At 35.9% G+C, this 19989-nt stretch carries 17 protein-coding genes; 1 reads left to right on the top strand and 16 read right to left on the bottom strand.

Going from position 1 to position 19989, the window contains the following annotated elements:
• Nucleotides 1–7: 7 nt before the first annotated feature.
• The 4 genes from SCSC_RS03055 to SCSC_RS03040 all read right to left on the bottom strand — a co-directional run bounded on the left by SCSC_RS03055 (nucleotide 8) and on the right by SCSC_RS03040 (nucleotide 4827).
• On the bottom strand, nucleotides 8–1237 hold the full coding sequence (locus tag SCSC_RS03055) for a tetratricopeptide repeat protein (protein ID WP_006269931.1): 1230 nt from the start codon (nucleotides 1235–1237) through the stop codon (nucleotides 8–10).
• On the bottom strand, nucleotides 1224–2402 hold the full coding sequence (locus SCSC_RS03050) for an AI-2E family transporter (RefSeq protein WP_003069788.1): 1179 nt from the start codon (nucleotides 2400–2402) through the stop codon (nucleotides 1224–1226). Before SCSC_RS03050 ends, SCSC_RS03055 begins: the two co-directional genes overlap by 14 nt.
• Before the next feature lie 395 nt (nucleotides 2403–2797).
• Nucleotides 2798–4174: a HAMP domain-containing sensor histidine kinase gene (locus SCSC_RS03045; RefSeq protein WP_003069789.1), complete on the bottom strand. Its 1377-nt coding sequence runs from the start codon at nucleotides 4172–4174 to the stop codon at nucleotides 2798–2800.
• Nucleotides 4171–4827, bottom strand: coding sequence for a response regulator transcription factor (locus SCSC_RS03040; protein ID WP_003069790.1), 657 nt, complete (start codon nucleotides 4825–4827; stop codon nucleotides 4171–4173). The genes SCSC_RS03045 and SCSC_RS03040 overlap by 4 nt, the downstream gene beginning before the upstream one ends.
• 412 nt (nucleotides 4828–5239) lie before the next feature.
• On the opposite strand from SCSC_RS03040, the gene SCSC_RS03035 reads away from it, so the two are divergent.
• Nucleotides 5240–6253 carry a lactonase family protein gene (locus tag SCSC_RS03035; protein ID WP_006269937.1) on the top strand — a complete coding sequence of 338 codons (1014 nt, stop codon included), beginning with the start codon at nucleotides 5240–5242 and terminating at the stop codon, nucleotides 6251–6253.
• Nucleotides 6254–6821: 568 nt separating this feature from the next.
• Here the strand turns inward: SCSC_RS03035 and SCSC_RS03030 are convergent.
• From SCSC_RS03030 to SCSC_RS02975, 12 genes are all read right to left on the bottom strand, one after another.
• Entirely contained in the window at nucleotides 6822–7772 is a 951-nt protein-coding gene (locus SCSC_RS03030) for a C39 family peptidase (RefSeq protein ID WP_006269929.1), read from the bottom strand.
• A gap of 18 nt (nucleotides 7773–7790) precedes the next feature.
• The gene (locus SCSC_RS03025; protein WP_142743653.1) at nucleotides 7791–8312 is read right to left on the bottom strand and encodes a hypothetical protein; all 522 of its coding nucleotides are present in this window, start codon (nucleotides 8310–8312) and stop codon (nucleotides 7791–7793) included.
• Complete coding sequence (locus SCSC_RS03020; RefSeq protein WP_006269945.1) at nucleotides 8251–8664, bottom strand: hypothetical protein; 414 nt, start codon at nucleotides 8662–8664, stop codon at nucleotides 8251–8253. Before SCSC_RS03020 ends, SCSC_RS03025 begins: the two co-directional genes overlap by 62 nt.
• A gap of 1 nt (nucleotide 8665) precedes the next feature.
• Nucleotides 8666–8938 carry a hypothetical protein gene (locus SCSC_RS03015; RefSeq protein WP_006269940.1) on the bottom strand — a complete coding sequence of 91 codons (273 nt, stop codon included), beginning with the start codon at nucleotides 8936–8938 and terminating at the stop codon, nucleotides 8666–8668.
• Complete coding sequence (locus tag SCSC_RS03010) at nucleotides 8928–9533, bottom strand: C39 family peptidase (protein ID WP_006269923.1); 606 nt, start codon at nucleotides 9531–9533, stop codon at nucleotides 8928–8930. The genes SCSC_RS03015 and SCSC_RS03010 overlap by 11 nt, the downstream gene beginning before the upstream one ends.
• 501 nt (nucleotides 9534–10034) lie before the next feature.
• Nucleotides 10035–11759 carry a septation ring formation regulator EzrA gene (ezrA, locus tag SCSC_RS03005; RefSeq protein WP_006269928.1) on the bottom strand — a complete coding sequence of 575 codons (1725 nt, stop codon included), beginning with the start codon at nucleotides 11757–11759 and terminating at the stop codon, nucleotides 10035–10037.
• A gap of 87 nt (nucleotides 11760–11846) precedes the next feature.
• Nucleotides 11847–13793 carry a DNA topoisomerase (ATP-hydrolyzing) subunit B gene (gene gyrB, locus SCSC_RS03000; protein ID WP_006269927.1) on the bottom strand — a complete coding sequence of 649 codons (1947 nt, stop codon included), beginning with the start codon at nucleotides 13791–13793 and terminating at the stop codon, nucleotides 11847–11849.
• Between the two features lie 12 nt (nucleotides 13794–13805).
• The gene (locus SCSC_RS02995) at nucleotides 13806–14369 is read right to left on the bottom strand and encodes an HAD family hydrolase (protein WP_003069805.1); all 564 of its coding nucleotides are present in this window, start codon (nucleotides 14367–14369) and stop codon (nucleotides 13806–13808) included.
• A gap of 128 nt (nucleotides 14370–14497) precedes the next feature.
• On the bottom strand, nucleotides 14498–15046 hold the full coding sequence (locus tag SCSC_RS02990) for a DJ-1 family glyoxalase III (protein WP_006269930.1): 549 nt from the start codon (nucleotides 15044–15046) through the stop codon (nucleotides 14498–14500).
• 12 nt (nucleotides 15047–15058) lie between these two features.
• Nucleotides 15059–16291 (bottom strand): FtsW/RodA/SpoVE family cell cycle protein, encoded by a 1233-nt coding sequence (locus tag SCSC_RS02985; RefSeq protein ID WP_006269943.1) that lies wholly within the window; start codon nucleotides 16289–16291, stop codon nucleotides 15059–15061.
• 36 nt (nucleotides 16292–16327) lie between these two features.
• The gene (locus SCSC_RS02980; RefSeq protein WP_006269936.1) at nucleotides 16328–17308 is read right to left on the bottom strand and encodes a YeiH family protein; all 981 of its coding nucleotides are present in this window, start codon (nucleotides 17306–17308) and stop codon (nucleotides 16328–16330) included.
• Between the two features lie 120 nt (nucleotides 17309–17428).
• Nucleotides 17429–19888, bottom strand: coding sequence for a bifunctional DnaQ family exonuclease/ATP-dependent helicase (locus SCSC_RS02975; protein WP_006269921.1), 2460 nt, complete (start codon nucleotides 19886–19888; stop codon nucleotides 17429–17431).
• Nucleotides 19889–19989: the final 101 nt, after the last annotated feature.

Genomic DNA, 19989 nt, shown 5'->3' with positions numbered 1-19989 from the left:
ACTCTTTTTACAAACTATCGTACAATTCCTGCATGATACCGTCATCCGGAACGAGGCGAAGATAATGCTCTGCTTGGTGTTTTGCTTTTTCAAATTCACCCATTTCACGAAGTAGATAAATATATTGCTCTAAAAATTCTGGATTTTCCTGTAAATCTGAGAGCAACAGACTGTAGCGCTCCAAAGCTGCTGTTGTATGTTCCAAAGCTTGATAGGCACGTGCAATATTCCACTTCGTCAGAACATTATCTACATCTCGCTCTTCAAATGCCAAAACTTCATCAAAACGCTCTTGCTGCACATAAAGATTCGTCAAACGTAGTACGATTTCTTCCTCGTCTTCAGCATTTTCTTGCGCTTGCAGCAGATATTCTTCTGCCTTTTGCTCATCGTGTAGCTCATAAGAAAGTTGTGAAGCCAGTAGCAAAAGACGTGTATCAAATGGATTTTTGCTCAAACCCTGTTGCGTGAGGCGTAATGCCTCTTCTGCTTGATGTTCTGCATGAAGCGACAAAGCATAACCGTATTCATAGCCCTCAAAGTCTTGCGAAATCGTATCAATTTGCTTAAAGTACAGATTGGCTTTTTGATATTCTTTCTGATCATATAAAATCGTTGCTAGTTCAAAGGCCACCGTATCATCGTATTCAATCTCTAAAGCTTTTTCTAAAAACTCAATCGCTGCTTCAAATTTACCAAGACTTGCATAGGAAACGCCAATGCGCTGATAAGTAGAGACACCCGTCTGCTCATAAATGATACGATTGTCTAAACTAGCATACTCTTTAATGGCTTGCTTAAAATTTCCCAATTCAAAATCTATTTCAGCCAAACCAAAAGTTACTAACGGCTCGTCAGTCAATTGCTTTGCTTCGGCTAGTTTTTCTCTTGCAACGTCCGGCAACCCTTCCATTTGGTACAAATCGGCTTTAACCAATAGAGCCGTCACGTACCAATCACTATCAAAATTAATTTCTTCCAGATAAGCAAAGACCTCTTCCACTTTCCCATCTTCACTAGCAATCTGTGCTAAACTAATATAGGATTCTGGATAGTGAGGAGCTAAGTTTTCATAAATTCGCTTAGCTTGAGGGAAAAAGCCGATACTTTCTAAGTAATCGGCCAATTCAAGTAATTCTTCTTCTGTATCATTTGTTAGGGCTCTCTCAAAATATTTATTAGCATGCGCCAAATCCTGTTTTTGTAGAGAAGCGACCATTTTTTCACTGTTGTTCAATTCTCTCTCCTGTTTCATCTACTAATTCTTCTTCGTACAAACCGCTAACTTTTTTATACCATTTAAAAATAGCAGTAATCACAACTTTTGCAGAAGCATAGATTGGAATTCCCAGTAAAACACCCCAAATACCAAACATAGAACCAGCTGTCAAAAGGACAAAAAGGACATTAATCGGATGGATATTCAATTGGCTACCGAGAATCAATGGTGATACAAACCGCCCTTCAATCGTTTGCTCTACAATAAAGACAACAATAACTTTCAATAACATAAGCGGTCCAGCAATCAAACCTAAGACAAGAGCCGGTAACATCGCGAGAAAACTTCCTAAGTAGGGAACCAAATTTAAAATCCCTGCAGTTACTCCAAGCGTAACTGCATAACGAAGTCCTATTATCTTAAAGAAAATGATAAACATAATCGCTACAATGATAGCAACAGTCACCTGACCACGAACATAATTAGCAAGCTGTGTATTGACGTCTGTCAAAATTTGACCAACAGGGTCACGAAACTTTGTTGGTATGAATTTTGTCAAATAAGATTTCAAATTTTTCCCATCTCGCAAAAGGTAAAAAAGGATAAAAGGCATGATGATAATAGCTACAATCACTTGCGAAGCCGTACTAATCAATGTGCTCACCCAATTCACTGCTTTCGATGAAAAATTACTTGCCCAAGTCGTCACTTGATCTGAAAAATTGTTGGCAATTTCTTCCAATTGAGGCTTGACATCATCAGAAATACGATTTTCCAAAAAATCTTGAATGATTTTATTCGACTTTTGCAAATTAGCTGGTAAATTCCTTACAAAGCTCACAATCTGATGTTGCAAACTTGGAATTGCCACAGCCAATCCCCAAATCAAAAGCAAAGCAATCAAAATAAAAACAATCGTAATCGCAACCAAGCGATTTATTTTATGCTTCTCCATAAAATCCACGATCGGGTTCAATAGATAATACAAAAGCCCCGCTAAAATAACCGGCAGCATAATAACCCCGATAAATTCTAGAACAGGAATAAAAATGAAACTAATTTTGCTTAATACAAAAATATTCAATCCCAGCAATAATGTCACCAAAAAAACAGTGATTGCTTTATTATCTAAAAACCATCGAAAAAACCACGATAGACTGAAATCCTTCTTTTTATGTTCCATACAGACATCCTTTTCTTTATTTATCTCATTGTAGCATTTTTCACTAAAAAATTCTTGAAGAAAAAGTAGCCATTTGTGAATTTCTTCCTTGCGTCCAAGTCAAATATAAAAAAGTGAGGTTGGGACAAAAATTCCCAACCTCAAAATACACTATATAATATAATAAACCAACACCGCAATAACTGATTCCTCAAAGCACTACTTTGAGGAATCGGATAGAACTTGCGAAGCAAGTTTCAAGGCGGTTCGCTTTTCAAGCTTGGAAGAAAATTTTTGACAAAAACTTCGTTTTCTTCATTCACCACCTCAACAGTCTAGAAAACTATTAAACAACTTTACGAGGGGAGACTACGAACTAAATTTTTGTTTCATTTAGTTCTATCCCATTCCCACTTTTAGTCTTCTTTATCTGAGAAAAAAATTATAAAACGCATTCGTTTGCCATCAACCGCCTCGAAGCGATAACGCAAGTTGTGTTTCTCCAAAATTTGTTGAACAATAAAGAGTCCCAGACCTGTTCCACCGTCTTTACGATTGCGACTGTAATCTGGACGATAAAATGGTTGAAAGATTTGCTGGATTTGCTGTTCATCCAACACATGTTCCGCATCATTTTCAATCATTAACTGACCATTTTGAATCGTTAAAAAAATTTCCCCGCCAGCTAATGCATAATGAAAAGCATTGTCCAATAAATTTTTAATCGCCTTTAATAAATACATTTTGTTACCATGCACATGAAGTTCTTCTAAATGAACGATAAACTTGTAACCTTTCATATCAGCCAGCATTTTATAAGTATTTAAATTTTCCTCTAAAAGCTGCTTAAGTGAAAACTCCTCTTCTTCCGCTTCTATACGCATTTCAATCTTAGAAATCGCCAAAATGGATTGCACAAGTTTAGATTGCTCTTCTAAAATTTCACGACATTTATGTAAATATTTATCTTTATCCTTGAAGTCACCAACTCCATAGATCATACCATCTACAATTCCCATCATGCTAGTGATTGGTGTCTTCAACTCATGAGAGGTCATACGAAGGAACTCTGCTTTCTCCCGCTCGCTTTCAGCCACTTTTTCATTTTCCAATCGCAAAGCTTCAATACTCATCAACAGATTTTGATAAAGAGTGTTAATATCTTGAGCAAGATTAGAAATTTCATCATGACCTTTGACTGGACAAATTACATCTGGAGAAAGAGTTGCCATCTTACGCGTACTTTCTGAAATTTCTTTAATGCGTTTGGTTGCAAATCGACTGTAAAGAAAAGCTGCCACACCACCTAGTGCTAAAGAAAAGAATAAGATATAAGGATAGAGGCTTAACAGCACATAATTAGCATCCGATATTGGTTGGAGGGAATATTCTCCACGCAAAGTCAATGTGGTACCTTCTGCCGTTTTTATCTTCTTACTCATACTTTTGGTTTGATTATTCAAGCTCATGTCAGAGGGTAAAATTGTTAATTGAAATTCCCCCTTTTCATTAGCTAAATCAATACGAGGATAAATAAGTTTTCCTTTTGCATCTAATATGCTAAACCAGACGCGTGTATTCTTTCGATTGTAGTCACTTAAAAGCTTTCCCATGTCATCTGACGGTTTTCCTTGAACCTGCTGGGCAATTTGGGAAAACTCACTTTTAGCCTCTCGATGTTTGACTTGATCATAATAAACAGGCATCACAAAATAAAGTGTTGCCAGAACCGTTGTCACGACAATAAAAATAATCGTTCCTGTCAAAAGGAAATGCTTTTTAGCAATTCTCACTCTTCTTCGCCCCCAAGTTGATAACCCATACCGGTAATAGTTTTAAGAGGAATTCCGGGAATTTTTTTCCGAATATTTTTCACATGGTTGTCCAAAACCCGACTATCTAGTTCGCTATAACCCCAGATTGTATTCATCAATTGATCTCGTGTCACTAAATGATTTTTTCTTTTAGCCAGAGCTTGGATGATTTCATATTCTTTTTTGGTTGGAGACATTTTTTCTTCTTGCCAATAAACTGTACAATCATCGATTGAAACACGCAAGTCCCCAACAAGAATTTCAGATTCTGTTACTGTACTACGGAAAATATTTTCAATCCGTTTCATTAAAATAAGTGGTGAAAATGGCTTAGTAACATAGTCGCTAATCAAATGGTTAAAGCTAACTAGTTGAGTATATTCATCATCTAGTGCAGTTAACATCATAACTGGAACCTGCGAAGTTTTGCGGACTTCCTTTAGTACATCCAAACCACTCATGGAAGGTAACATGACATCCAAAACGATTAAGTCAAATGATTTTTCTTCAAATATACGCAAAGCTTCTGCACCGTCAAAAACGGGAGTCACTTCATAATGGTTTTCTTTTAAAAACTCACAAATCACTTGATTGATGGTAGTGTCATCTTCTACTACTAAAATCTTATGCATTTTTTACTCCTTAAATTATAAATATAAAATGACGAATAATCCATATAACGATTACTTTTATTATACAACAAAATAGAGAACTTACAAAGATTGAACATTGTGATATAGTATAAAATTTTCTTCAAAAAATCAAAGCATTTTCAGAAATCAGCGACAAATTCCTTAGTCTTTTTTGATAATTAAAAACCTTTATAAAATACTTATTACAGCAAACTTCTTTATCCTTTGGAAAAATCCTATTTCGCTTCTATAAATCTATTTTATTGTAACAAAGCTATCTGTTCCCTTTCTACCTCAAATCTATTTTTTATCTATTTTTTAAGCATAAGGATGAAGGGCGCTTTCATTTATGAAAACTATTTCATCTATTTTTATGTTATAATAAAAGTATCAAATTTTTTCGAGGTGAATGATGACTCAAACAGTTTATTTTGGAACTTATACACGTCGTAGCTCTGAAGGAATTTACAAGGCTGATCTTGATACTAGTACAGGTGACCTAACAAATTTAACACTTGTTGCCAAAGAACCGAATCCTACGTATTTAGCTTTTGACAAGCAGCATCACCTGTACTCTGTCGGAGCTGAATATGGGGAAGGAGGTATTGCAGCTTACAATAAAACATTCCAATTACTCAACCATGTTGTAGCTGAGGGAGCTCCTCTCTGCTATGTGAGTGTCGATGAAACGAGAAGTCTTGTCTACGGAGCAAACTATCATAAGGGGCAAGTCTTAGTTTATAGACGACAAGAAAATGGCAGCTTAAAATTAGTTGACTCTGATGTTCACATTGGGTATGGTCCGCATGAAAACCAAGCTGCTGCTCATGTGCATTTTGCAGATTTGACACCAGATAACTATCTGGTTACGTGTGATTTGGGGACTGATGAAGTTATTACATATGATATTAGTGATTATGGTCGGTTGATCCGATTAGATACCTATCATGCAACACCTGGTGCTGGTCCACGTCATATCGTGTTTCATCCTCATTACAAAATCGCTTATCTTATTTGTGAATTAAATTCTACTATTGAAGTTTTAATTTATGATGGCGACGGTCAATTTGAACGCCTACAAACTATTTCAACCTTACCAGAAGACTTTTCAGAATTTAATGGAACAGCTGCTATTCGTTTATCTACAGATGGTCGGTTCCTTTACGGTTCTAATCGTGGACATAATTCAATTGTTGTTTACAAAGTGGTAGGAGACGGAACTCTTGAACTTGTAGAAATTGTTCCAACTAACGGAAAAAATCCACGAGATTTTAATATTACACCAGATCAACAGTATATTATTGCAGTTCATCAGGACTCAGACAATGCCACTGTCCTCAAACGCGACCCAGAAACAGGAAAACTAACAGAAATCTCACATGATTTCTTTGTTCCAGAAGGTGTTTGTGTTGCTTTTACTCATTAAAAAATAAGGGGATTACATACCTATTTACACAATTGCACAGTATAGTTGTCAAATTTACAAAAATCATGTTTTAAAAAACTACATATTGTGATTGGTGTAGACTGTTATATAATTCCTAAAATAAAAAACGCATTCCTGCTGAAATCTGAGATTTTCATTCAATATAAGTAGAAGAAAATTTGAAAGACATTGGTTATAAGTTTATAAGATCAAGTTATTGAACATTTCTCAAAAACAATTAAAATTACAATAAATAAGATTGTCTGCATGAACAAGTGATTTATCTGATTCAAAATTATATGAAAAATCACTTGAGAAAATATCTTAAACGAATAAAAAATTAAACTTGTTTGAAGAAGACCAAAATAAACTGATAAGCAACTTTTTAGGAATTGAAATTTAACCTACTTTGACAGATTCTTTGCCCTAGAAAGGGAATACACTGCAAAATACAAACTATATTATTTATAGAAAAAACACCTCTAAAGCTAGACTAGACATCAAAATCTAACTTTAGAGGTGAACTTGCTTTCATCTAGCTAACAAACATCTTGTCCACAATTTTATGTTACCATCCATAATTAGGCTCCATACAAGTAACCATGGCATTTAGCAATTCTTCAGGACTCACTATCTTCAAGCCGCCATAAATAGGATCTTGAACCATATAAGATGGATCTAAATAATATACATAAGCCACATCTGTTCCATCTGCTGTTAACACATAACCTACTCCAATAACATTGTGCTCACCGCTTCTGCCTGGATACATTTTTGAATTATCAAAAGTGTAATACATTGGATAGCCGTCATTGATATTTTGAACCAAGCGTTTTTTGAATAATTTCATATCTTCAGAACCAGAACTTGGATTTGTCACTGTGGCCAATCTATATCCCGCCTGATTGCCATAAGGAGCATCATAGCCAAACATATATCTATTCAAAACTCTTATCGCATTGCTGTTATGTGTCCCGAAAGATTCATCTGTGCCCATTTCACTAGCTAATTGAGCCTGATCAACATTGATCCCTCTACTAGCTAACATCATGGAAACTGTTGCCGGAGCGCAGTAATTCCAATAACGCTGGATAATGAGAGGTACATTTAACCGCACTCTCTGCCCTCCCACAGCCTGAACCTGACTGCCTTGCATACCTTTTTCAATCAACAGCCCCGCTGCAACACTAGGGTCCATCGGAGGATTTTCCTCCACCCTCTCACTTGGTTTGACTTCTCCTGACTCCCCGCCTTGTGTTGGACTTGTTTGCGGGTCACTGCTAGACTGTGAGGACGCTACCGAACTCTGTTCTTTCTCAGAACTTTCTGATTTTTTACTAGAATCTACAGTTGATTTCTTCGTAGCATCTGTCTTATTTTTAGGCTTAGATTGCTCAGAAACTTTCGAGGAAGACGTGCTATTGTTTTTGGAGGAAAGTGAGGAATTTTGACTACTAACACAAGCAACTAGTACCATTATTAACAGCAAACCTACTAGCATTCCAATATTCTTTTTCATGCTTGTCACCCCTTTCTTTTATTCATCAAAGGCGAGGTATCTCATTACAGAATTGTCATTGGTGAAAATTTGTCCCTTCTCAATTTCTTTTTCATCCTTTAAAAAATCAACCCAGAAAATACCTATTTTTGATAATAGAATAATCCCATCATCATAGTTGTAATTAATCATTTTTTTAAGATCAAATAAATAATATTGTGGTCTAACCCTATCTTTATCAATTCTATCGCCTAAAAATGTAATATAATTTCCTTTATAATCAAGAGTTTCAATCCAATTGGAAGAAAAGAATTGTTTTTCTGTTTCTATATTTCCTAAAGATAAATAGTTTATTCCAAGTTTATATTCGGATATAATAACATTTTTATCCTTAGAAAAAAGCCCATTATAAAAGTTATCTTTCCTAGATAATTCCTTGACTTCTTTTTTTAATTCGTCATGTTCATTATATTTAATTATCTTGGTAATTTGATGACTGTTATCTATTAAAATATACATTCCCATTAAAATAAATTGGGTGACTACTATTTTCTTTTTCAATTACTTTCATGTTTCCAGACAATAAATCAAAGGAATACGTTCTATAAATATCAGACTTATAAAACATATTCATATATAATTTATTACCCTGTCTCGCTATTTGCGTATAATGAATAGGATTTACATTTAAAACTGAATGAATGATTTTATAGTCCCCCTCACGTAAATTAAAGATAAAATATATTGATTTACGATTTACTTGATCAAATTCCTCAAAAATAATGTAATCTTTATCGGCATAATTAACAATAATAGTTACTATTTCCGATGTTTTATCCACATATTTTATTTTTTTAAAACTTCTATCTTTAATGTTTAGAACTGCCAAATAATTTTCACTTTGATTATTCATATCATACGCTTCCACCTATGACTAGTGAATCATCTGTAAGATAGGTAGGAGTGAAATATACCCCTTCAGGATAAGAAATTTTTATAGAAGGTTTCAATAATTCTTCAGATGCAACAGTTTTAAATGCTGTTGCATCTGAAATCTGGTTAGTTTTTGTCTCAGTTGAATTACTTGATGAGCTCGCATTATCCCTATTTGAACAACCTGTTAAAAGAAGAAGAACAATGTAAATCAAAAAGAGGGGATAAATTCTAACTAAACTATTACCATGCATAACCACGGCCACCAGTTGCATAGCTCATATTTCGAATCGTAACTCGTTGGTTCATAACAAAACCACCATATCTTCCATATCCTGGGTCAACATATGTAACCGAGTTCCCGTTATCAAAATAGTCTCCTATAACACCAAAATGATACAAAGCTGTTCCGATATTATGACCTTGAAGATACACATCCCCAGGACTTTCCATCGTATTTACTATAACTGGATTTCCCCAACTCAATGCTTCTGTAATATGATTTTTCATTTTACTAATTTGTGTATAGGTATGCCACTCCCAATTAAATCTATATCTTGAACCAGCAACAACAGCATTCAATGCATTGGCTACTCCATTACCAGCATTAGTACCATTGGTAGTAGTCCCCAATAGTGCAGCCATTTGATGTTGGCTTTTATTATATCCTAATGACCTAACAATCATAGAAGCCGATGCTGGTCCACAGTAATAATCATTAATCTGTGTTTGGAATGGTATATTTAAAATAACTTGTTGTGGCTTTGCTTTCAACGTATTTGTTCCTGAGCCTATCTCAAGAGGAGGGTATTCTGAAGGTGTTAACAAATCAACACCTCCATTAACCACTTTTTACTCCTTTATTTTTTATTAAACAAATGCATTCGCTTACACTTTAATTTTAATGCTTTTCTTTTAATTTTTCAACTAATTATGTATAAATATCCAATGTCAAATTCAATGGTAATTTCTTAAAGTCACCTCCAGTTTTCATCACAAATAAGAGTTAGATTGAAATGACAAAATAGTGCAAAACATTAGTAGGACTTATTAAACTAAAATACAAACATTTAACCCTCTCAGACCGTAATGACATTCAAATGAGCATTGAACAGAAAAAGCTTTCTATAAAATCAGTTCACAAATTGCTACCATTATTCTGGGTTACTTAAAAAAACATTGCCTACTTTTTGACTGATCCGAAAGTAAAGAATTAAAAAACACCTATACATTTACTCATTGAGGATCCACGTAATTTTCTTATAAAAAGGAATAGAACAATCGGATTTTCATATAATACAAATAAAGAGAAGGAAATAAACCTTCTCTTTATTTGTATAACTTTTCAATTTAAAATCGGATATTTTCTCGTGTTTTTTCATACGATGTAACAAAACGATTGGTTACACCGGGCTCTACTACATCCAATGCTTGTGAGATTTCTTCAAATGAAGCTTGATAATCAAAGTCATTCTCAAAAATTTCTAATGCACGGTCGAAAGCAGTTTGTACACCTTCATCAAATGAACGATAGCGATTCGAATACTGTAATAATTGTTCTGTCAACGTTGCATTTTCAACAATTCGATAGGTTTCATTTTCAAGCTCATTCATATCATTTGTCAAAATTTCCAGCATACGATTCACCGATTCAATATTGACACGATACTGCTCCAATTCTGCCACTAAGCTTTCCGTGTTATCACTTGCAGTAAAGAAAATGGTCAAGAAACTTCGTGGAATACCTGGCAGATTGCGTTTTTCCATATAACGTTTAATTGTATGCAGTTTGTTGATATAAATATTGACTTTTTGTCGAGCATTGTCATCATCTTTTTCAATTTTGGCCAATTTTTCACTCAGTACTAACTGCTCATCTTCAATTTCTTTCACGCGTTTTTGAATTGTTTCAAGATTTTCTTGAAGAACAGAATAAGCTTGTTTTCTTTCTGAAGAATCTTCAATAGCTTCTAAAACAACATCATCTAAACTCGAAAGTTCACTTTGAAGGCGACGAACATGATTCGTATCACTTTCTGTCAATAGATATAATTTTGAAAGGCGGGCAATCTCTGTCAACAGATTTTGATTGTTTTCTTTTGTATGACCCAAATAACCTGGTAAACTATTGACTAACTTGACAACTACTTTATGTGACTTGATTTCTCGGTTGAACATGTCATACAAAGCATCCACTTCTTCTTGAATTTGCGTATTTTCATACTGCGCATTATCCAATTCCAAACTGGCAACGTTTTCGCTATTCCGTTTCAAACTAGTGTGTAACTGTTGGAAACGAGATTCAATATCCGTTTCAATAAAATGATATCCTGACTCCAACAGTTTGCGATAACCAGATTCCAAATCTTCTAACTGCTCTGGCAATTTTTCCACTAATTCTGATACAAGAGTTGGAATTTTTTCAACGATATGCGTCAAAGCAAGGATGTGATCTTCTGTTTTATCCAAAATTTCTGCTGCTTCAACAGGGTCTCCTGATGAATTTAAGGTTACAAATTGAGAGAATTCAGATTGAATTTTTTCTAATTGCTTTTCAATCTCAGGAAGTGCCGAACCATAACTTTCTGTATCATTCGCAACAGATACCTGTAACTTTTCATACAAATCCAAGGCATGCAGGACACGACCACTGTTTTTTGACTCTTGCTTTTCTAGCTCAGCAAGTGCGTTACGAATAGCAGTGATATCCTCTTCAATTAGGTCAATCTGACTTTCGATTTTATCAATACCGTGTTTTGCCTTTAAAAATCGAAACGAATTATTGTAACCTTCTGTCTCAAAAAGATTGTTTTCAATATCGGCAAAAGAATTCAAAGAAAGATCAACCCATTTTTGATTCCATTCACGAAAGGCCACTTGACTTTGTCCGATTAAGTGCATATTTTTAACTGCTTCTACTTCATCGTTTACAGGAAGATTATAAAGTTCTTCTTTGTGCTCTTCTAACTTAGCAAGTAAAGCATCATTTCTTTTTCTCAATAAGACAGCAGCTATATAAGCAACAATTAAGAGAACTGCTATCACTATAATTAGTACGATTAGTCCGTTAGACATGTAAAACTCCTTCAAAATATTACTTGAAAATAATCATGATTATTATATCATAATTTTACTGGTAAATGTGAATTTTTTCAGATTTTTTTAAACGTCCAATGTACTATAAACGGCATTTTCTTCGATAAATTCACGGCGAGGTTCTACACGATCACCCATCAGCATGTCAAAAATCTTATCTGCTTCTGCTGCATCATCTACTGAAACACGCGCCATTAAGCGATGTTCTGGGTTCATTGTTGTTTCCCAAAGTTGGTGATCATCCATTTCACCTAACCCTTTATAACGCTGGATGCTTGGTTTGGAGCGACCTTCAGAATAACGTTCCAATGCCAACTGCAGCTCTTCTTCTTGATTGGCTCCAGGTTGGATATATTCTTTCACTTCACTGCCAACTTTAACACCATAAATAGGCGGTTGTGCAATATAAACATATCCTGCTTCCAAAACAGGTTTCATATAACGATAAATCAATGTCAACAGAAGAGTTCGGATATGGGCACCATCAACATCAGCATCAGTCATAATGACTAGCTTTTGATAGCGAGCCTTATTCACATCAAAGTCTGCGCCAAAGCCTGTTCCCATTGCAGTAAAGAGGCTACGAATTTCTTCATTTGCCAAGATTTTATCCATACTGGCTTTTTCAACATTTAAAATCTTACCACGAATTGGTAAAATAGCTTGAAATTCCCGATTCCTACCAGACTTGGCTGAACCACCTGCTGAGTCTCCTTCCACGATAAACAATTCTGTTTCGTGCGGATCATTGGAAGAGCAGTCTGCTAATTTACCAGGTAAGTTGGAGATTTCTAGTCCTGATTTCTTGCGGGTCACTTCACGTGCCCGCTTAGCTGCAATCCTAGCTTTAGATGCCAAAATTCCCTTCTCAATAATTTTCTTAGCAACTGCAGGATTTTCCAAAAGAAAATCTGAAAAGGCTTCACTAAAGAGACGATTGGTAATTTTAACAACTTCACTATTGCCCAACTTTGTCTTTGTTTGTCCTTCAAACTGAGGATTAGGATGTTTGACAGAGATGACAGCTGTCAAACCTTCACGAACATCTTCACCAGTTAGATTATCTTCATTTTCTTTTAAAAGTTTATTTTTCTTCGCATAGTCATTGATGACACGCGTGAGTGCTGTACGGAATCCTTGTTCATGAGTTCCACCTTCGTGAGTGTGGATATTGTTTGCAAAACTCATGACTGTTTCGTGATAACCTGTTGTGTATTGTATAGCTACTTCAACAGTAATATCATCCATTTCTCCGTCTGTATATATAGGATTCTCAAAGATAACGTCTTTGTTTTCATTGATGTATTGGACATAGCTAGCAATTCCACCTTCATAATGGTAATCTTTTGTTTGTTCCAATCCTTCGCGTTTATCTGTGATAGAAATCCGCAATCCGCGATTCAAGAACGCTAGTTCCTGTACCCGTTTATTCAATTTTTCAAAATCAAATTCAACAGTTTCTGTGAATATTTCTGGGTCTGGAGTAAAGTGAACAGTTGTCCCTGTTCGATCTGTTTCTCCAATAATTTTCAAATCCGCTACGACCTGACCGCGACGATATTCTTGAAAATGAATCTGACCATTTTTGTAAACCCGAACATCTAACTGAGCTGAGAGGGCATTGACAACGGAAGAACCCACCCCATGAAGGCCACCGGAAACCTTATAACCGCCACCGCCGAATTTTCCTCCAGCGTGGAGAATTGTAAAGACTGTTTCTACCGCAGGACGACCTGTTTTCTCTTGAATATCCACAGGAATCCCACGACCGTCGTCGACAACTGTAATCGAATTATCTTTTTCTATAAATACTTGAATATGAGTTGCAAAACCTGCTAGTGCCTCATCAATTGAGTTATCCACAATTTCCCAAACAAGGTGGTGAAGTCCTTCCTTTGAAGTTGAGCCAATGTACATTCCTGGGCGCATACGAACAGCTTCTAACCCTTCGAGAACCTGAATTTGACTAGCATCATAATCCTGTGCTTGCATTTCTTTAGTTTCTTCTGACATACGATTCCTTTTCTATATTTTTATAAATTGCTCGAGATTTTCCATATTATCAAAGAGATAAGTCGCAAAACCAGCTGTTTGACCAGCTTCTATATCAATCGGACGATCTCCAATGACTAAACCATTCTCAATCTGATACTTGTCTTTTAAGTAAAGCATCGACTCAGGATTTGGCTTCCTTTTAAAGCCTCTACTAGAAGTCACAACTTCCGTAAAATATGCCAAAATCCCTGTTTTTTCAAGAATCTCTAAAACTTGGTCATTCCGATGAGAAATCAGAAAATTACGCCCTCCTTGCGCAAGAATTTTCTTAAGCAACTCCGAAGCCCCTTCAAATAAAACAGGATGAGCTAATTCTATCGCTTCGTTCGCTTTATAAGTTTGTAAGAATGGAGGAATATCAGGCACAAACTGAGCAACTGCATAGGGAGTGGAAATCTTCAATGCCTTGTAAACCTCATCATGGTTAGCTTGAATACCAAAACTAGCTAATGTTTCTACAAAAGCAGCCGTTGAAGTCTCGTAATTATCGAGGAGAGTTCCCCCTAAATCCCAAATATAATCTTGATAATCCATATCCTTTATTATAACATATTTTTCTAAAAAATGGCGGTAAAAAGGGATAGGAGAGCTTATTTTAGATATGAATTCCCATAAAAAAACTTACTTGGTTAATTCCAAATAAGTTTCAGTATCCCAGAAAATCAATCACCATAAACATCATTGTAAAGCATTGCCGTTGCAAGCCGCTCACTATCTCCGCCTAACTGATGAACTAATTCATAAGCAAAAACTAGAGCAGTTGCAGGTCCTCGGCTAGTAATCACTTTCCCATCAACAACAACGGTTTGCTTGATATAAGTACCAGAATCAATATCTGATTCGATACCATCGTAACAGGTAAACTGTTTATCCTTTAGGATTCCTGCACGATTGAGTGCAATCGGTGCTGCGCAAATGGCTGCTATCCACTTACCTTCTTCTTGCATCTTCTGTAGAGCTGACATCAAACGATCATCATCTCGCAAATTTGTCGCCCCAGGCATTCCTCCCGGCAGCACTACTAGGCCATAATCCTCTAACTTTCCAGCCCAAACTTTATCTGCTTGAACTGAAATACCATGAGAACCCGTTATAACCTTTTCAAAGCCAACCATTTCGCAAGTAATATCAGCACGACGCAGAACATCCACAACCGTCAACGCTTCAATCTCTTCAAATCCATTGGCTAACATAACAGCTACTTTCATCATACTTCTTCTCCTTTATTTTAATTGTTTTAATACTACTTTTTTATGCCTTGTAGGATAATGGGAGCGTTTCTCATCTGAGAGATTATTTTGATAACTTATCGAAAGCAAGAGTCCGACACCAATTAAATTACTAATAATCGAAGAACCACCTTGAGAAATGAATGGAAGCGGGATTCCTGTTAAAGGTAAAATTCCTGTTACAGCTCCGATATTTTCAAAAATATGAAAGAGTAACATCATGATAAAACCAGTAGAAATATAGGTGTAAAATTGATTATTTGATTTCAGCGTAATTTTTAACATACGATAAATCAATAGCAAGTACAAGGCAATCACAATCGTTGCACCGACAAAACCAAAATCTTCTGCAATGACAGTAAAAATCATATCACTTTCACGTACAGGCACCAATAGATTGGATACATTAAACCCTTGTCCCCAGAGACCACCACTACCAATTGCTATTTGACCTTGTGCCTGTTGATACGTAGTTGTTTGCGCATAATCAAATGGATTTAACCAAGCCAAAATTCGATTAATCTGATAAGTTGGGATCCCAATTTGATGCAAAAAGGCTCGCCCGTCTTTTGAAATGAAAATAAGTAAAAAGCCACCACCTACAATCAGAACTGTCAAAACAACTGGTACGATTATTTTCCAAGACACACCGGACAGGAGAACAATTCCTGAAAAGATGGCAATAAAAACTAAAGCTGTCCCTAGGTCACTCTGCAATGCCAACAAAATCAGGACAGGCAAGGTATAAAGTGCTAATTCAAAAATCAGAAAAAAGTCTAATTGAATTGTTCGCTCTCTATCTTTATAGCGCTTCAAAAAATTAACAACGACTCGTGACAACATCAGAATATAAGAAATTTTCATGAATTCAGACGGTTGGAACAAGGTGACACGCCCTATAGTTACCCAGTTTTTTGCTCCTGTCGAAGCAACTAATTCTGAACTATAAAAAATAAGCGGAAGCACCATCAGGGATAAGCCAAATACATATAAGTATGGCGTTATTTGCCAAAGAAATTTTGTATTAAATAGCATAATAATCAAACTGATAACTGTCCCCAGAGCAATCCAAGCAATCTGTTGCCCTACAATCGGCCAAACATTTTTAGGATAATCATGACTAACTGCAATATAAATGGCAACAATACCAATAAAAAGCAAACAAAATACTGGTAATATTAAACTATAATCCACTCGTGAATCAATCGAGCGTTTTTGATAAGGCATATCTCCTCCAACATACGTAATAAACATCAAAAACTTTTACGAGAAAAAGTATTGAATAATTAAGCTAGATGCAGCAACTGCAAACCAAGCAAAGGCACCTGTTACCAACGGTGCTACACCTGCTTTTCTAAATTGTCCAAAGGATACTCTCGCCCCAATCCCAGCAAGAGCCATTGCCATGAGCCATTGTGACAAGAACTTCGTTGCAGGAACAAATGAACTTGGAAAAATCCCCACACTAGTAACAATGGATGCCACGACAAACCACAGAATAAACCACGGGAAAATTTTCTTTAAATCAACTTTTTGATGACTGTTTTGTGAGCGTATATATCGGACTCCTGCAAAGATGAGACAGGCTGGTACAATCATCAAAGCACGACTTAGTTTGACAATCGTTGCCAAATCTCCCGCCGACTGACTGTAAGTGTATCCTGCTGCTACAACAGATGATGTATCATTGATAGCGGTTCCTGCCCAAGTTCCAAAAGTTGCATTATTCATATGCATCAGATGCCCTAAAAATGGGAAAATAAAAACTGCTAAAATGTTAAAGAAAAAAATTGTTGAAATAGATAAAGCGATGTCTTCATCTTTTGCTTCTAAAATCGGTGAGGCTGCTGCAATGGCAGAACCACCACAAATAGCAGTCCCGAACCCAATCAAAGTGGTTAAAACTTTACCCATCCCCAACAAACGACCTACCACATAAGCTGAAAGAAAGGCGATGAGAATCGTTAAAATACTAATCTTTAATGAGGAAATACCCGTAGCAGAGACACGACCAATGGACATGCTGAACCCCAGCAAAATAATGGAATATTGCAGTAATTTCTTACCTGAATAAGCTAAACCAGCATGATAAGTCTTTTTTATATGAAAAAGATTATTGGCTAAAATTCCCAAAAGAATGGCAAAAACGCTGGAGCCAATCAAGGGAAAGAAATTTCCCAAGACGGTTGCTACTGCCGCTAATACAAAAGCAAAACCAATCCCTGGAAGATATTTTTGATACATATTGAACCTTCTTTCTTTGTGTTTCTATTATAACAAAATTTAAAACTAGCAGCAGAGAAAATCAGTATTTTTAACAAAAAAACTCAGTTTACTTTGAACTGAGTCATTCATAAATTGAAGTTACATCGTTTCCTTCTTCAAAAATTGCTCCATCTCTTTTGGAATTTGTTTCATACTTGTGATGGATAGTGGAGCAACTTTTTCCAGAGCTGTTTGAATTTGGCGTCCATATCGTTTGGTTAAAATGCGATTGTCTAAAATAACGACTGCTGATTGCTGCTCTTGGTGTCGAATTGTACGTCCTAAAGCCTGTTTTATCCGTAAAATCGCAACAGGTAAGCTATAATCATAAAAAGGATTCTTACCTTCTTGCCGCAATTTGCGATTGAGCTTCTGCGTAAAGAAATCACTCGGATTATCAAAAGGGATTCGCGTAATAACTTCAATCATTTGTTTCTGACTAGAAAAATCTGTCCCTTCCCAAAAGCTACCCGCTCCTAGTAAAATACTACTTTCCCCTCTATCAAAACGTCGTTTAATATTAGCGGCTTCACCATTCTTATACTGGGCTAAATGAGGAAGACGCAAGCGTTCTGAAACAGCCAGTAGTAACGATTTTGATGTAAACAAAACGAGGAGAGGAACCCCTTGAGTAGCCAACTTATGTACCCATTTAACAATCAAATCTGCATAAATATCTATATCCAACTCTACAACATTTGGAAAATTCTTATCCAGCCATATTTTCTGCTGATATTTCTGCTTTTGTGGCAACTGATAAAATGGTGCATGTTCAAAACCAAGTAAATGAGCCAAATGCACTTTTTTGCTGATTTCCAGTGTAGCCGAAACGAACAAGACTTGAACTTCTTCGGGTAGCAAGGCTCTAAAATCTAGCATTTCTAAGCAAGCAGCTTCCAACATTGTCACTCGATAATCATCAAATCGCTCCTCTTTTAACCAGAACTGGTCATATTTTGTAGCGAAAATAGCGCGTAAGTCAGAAAGAGAGGAGGTATTTATCTCTGACAAGTCTTGTCGAAGTTTAGAACAAGTTTCCTTTGCCAGTTCATTTTTTCTGTAGCGTTGGAATTGTTCTATTGCATGAGCTAACTCAAATTGGATATCCTCTAACAAACGGCGTTCTAAGATAGTATTTACTTCTTTTAGTTCCAATTGAATCTGCTGCAAACATTTTGTCATATTAAGTGATTTTCGAGATAGATTTTCCAAAGCTAAAAACAACTTCTGCGCTTCATCCACAATCAAAAGCCGATTTTCTACAATTGACTTATCATCTTCTAACCGCTTCAAAAAATAGGCATGATTCGTCACTAACACACGACTACGCTTCGATTTTTCTTGACCTTTTTGCCAAAAATCTGTATCCCAAAAATGAGATTTTTTGCTCAATTTCCCGTCGTGAAGAACCTGTTGTAAATAAGTCTGATAACGATGTCGTTGGCCAATTTCATCCAGATCACCCGATTCTGTTTCTGTAAGCCAAACTAAAAGTAACATTTTGCAACGATTGACCAGACGATTATCATCTACTTGTTGCAAACTATCATAAAAGAAGTCAAGTTTCAAATAATTGGCAGGACTTTTTAAGCTATGAAGAGAAATATGAAAAATTTGTTCTAAGTTCTGTCCTTCATTTGCCACAATCTGATCCTGCAATACTTTCGTAGGAACCGTCACCAAGATTTGCTTGCTCGTTTGACCTAAAGCTGGAAGTAAGTAACCATAGGTCTTTCCTAACCCCGTCTGAGCTTGTAAAAAGCTTGATTGATGACTTTTTAAAGCCTGTTCTACCGCATGGGCAAACTCATCTTGTTCTTTTCGTTCCTCTAAAGCCAACAAATTGATATTGTGTTGGAAATTTTTGGATAATTTCCTTGCTTTTTTAATCTTTTTACTTTTTCTAAGAAAAATCCCCTGCCGCTTTACCAAATCATGGCAAGTGAAATCCGACATGTGATCAAAAGCATCCTCTATTGCCAAACGTGATTCATAAATCAAACTATTGGAAAAAGTTAACAAATATTCCACTAACTCTTTTGGAAGTTTTTGGATTTTCTCCTGTATTTTTAAAAATAAGGTAGCAGTTGCTGAAGCATCCGCAATCGCTGTATGTGCATGTTTTAAAGGGATGTCTAACTGTTCACATAATATTCCTAGATTGTATTTTTCAAACATCGGGAAAAAGACTTGTGCAAGTTCTACTGTATCTACCCTCGGAGTCACCAATTCAAACCCTTCCCAAAAAAGGGCTTCTGCAAGTAAATTGGCATCAAATTTCACATTATGAGCCACAAAAATGGCATCTTCAATCAACTCATATATCTCACGAGCCACTTGAGAAAAGTCTGGCGCCTTTCTCAATCGCTTATCTGTCAATCCTGTTAATTGGCGAATATGAGAAGTCAACTTTTCATGAGGATTCACATCGGTTTCATACGTTTTGACAATTTGACTATTTTCAATAATCACAATTCCGACTTGGATAATCTTTGCATTGCTACTGGCACTGGTCGCCTCCAAATCTACCACAGCATATTTTCTTTTTTCTTGTGTCATACTAGAAAAATTATACCATAAATCCAACTATTTCGTATCACGTTTTATGTCTTATTTTCTTTTGACGAATAAAGTAATATTTCTTTTGTGTCATTTCTCAC

Source organism: Streptococcus constellatus subsp. constellatus (genome assembly GCF_023167545.1).
Lineage (GTDB): Bacteria > Bacillota > Bacilli > Lactobacillales > Streptococcaceae > Streptococcus > Streptococcus constellatus.
Note: the sequence above shows the minus strand (reverse complement) of the source record. Positions and strands in the feature narration are given on the sequence as shown.

What these genes read in the sequence shown, in the direction of transcription:
- SCSC_RS02980 (WP_006269936.1), bottom strand. Translation starts at nt 17,308, where the DNA reads ATGTATCAAAAATATCTTCCAGGGATTGGTTTTGCTTTTGTATTAGCG.
- ezrA (WP_006269928.1), bottom strand. Translation starts at nt 11,759, where the DNA reads ATGTCTAACGGACTAATCGTACTAATTATAGTGATAGCAGTTCTCTTA.
- gyrB (WP_006269927.1), bottom strand. Translation starts at nt 13,793, where the DNA reads ATGTCAGAAGAAACTAAAGAAATGCAAGCACAGGATTATGATGCTAGT.
- SCSC_RS03030 (WP_006269929.1), bottom strand. Translation starts at nt 7,772, where the DNA reads ATGAAAAAGAATATTGGAATGCTAGTAGGTTTGCTGTTAATAATGGTA.
- SCSC_RS02975 (WP_006269921.1), bottom strand. Translation starts at nt 19,888, where the DNA reads ATGACACAAGAAAAAAGAAAATATGCTGTGGTAGATTTGGAGGCGACC.
- SCSC_RS02995 (WP_003069805.1), bottom strand. Translation starts at nt 14,369, where the DNA reads ATGGATTATCAAGATTATATTTGGGATTTAGGGGGAACTCTCCTCGAT.
- SCSC_RS03020 (WP_006269945.1), bottom strand. Translation starts at nt 8,664, where the DNA reads ATGAATAATCAAAGTGAAAATTATTTGGCAGTTCTAAACATTAAAGAT.
- SCSC_RS02990 (WP_006269930.1), bottom strand. Translation starts at nt 15,046, where the DNA reads ATGATGAAAGTAGCTGTTATGTTAGCCAATGGATTTGAAGAGATTGAA.
- SCSC_RS03050 (WP_003069788.1), bottom strand. Translation starts at nt 2,402, where the DNA reads ATGGAACATAAAAAGAAGGATTTCAGTCTATCGTGGTTTTTTCGATGG.
- SCSC_RS02985 (WP_006269943.1), bottom strand. Translation starts at nt 16,291, where the DNA reads ATGCCTTATCAAAAACGCTCGATTGATTCACGAGTGGATTATAGTTTA.
- SCSC_RS03035 (WP_006269937.1), top strand. Translation starts at nt 5,240, where the DNA reads ATGACTCAAACAGTTTATTTTGGAACTTATACACGTCGTAGCTCTGAA.
- SCSC_RS03015 (WP_006269940.1), bottom strand. Translation starts at nt 8,938, where the DNA reads ATGCATGGTAATAGTTTAGTTAGAATTTATCCCCTCTTTTTGATTTAC.
- SCSC_RS03040 (WP_003069790.1), bottom strand. Translation starts at nt 4,827, where the DNA reads ATGCATAAGATTTTAGTAGTAGAAGATGACACTACCATCAATCAAGTG.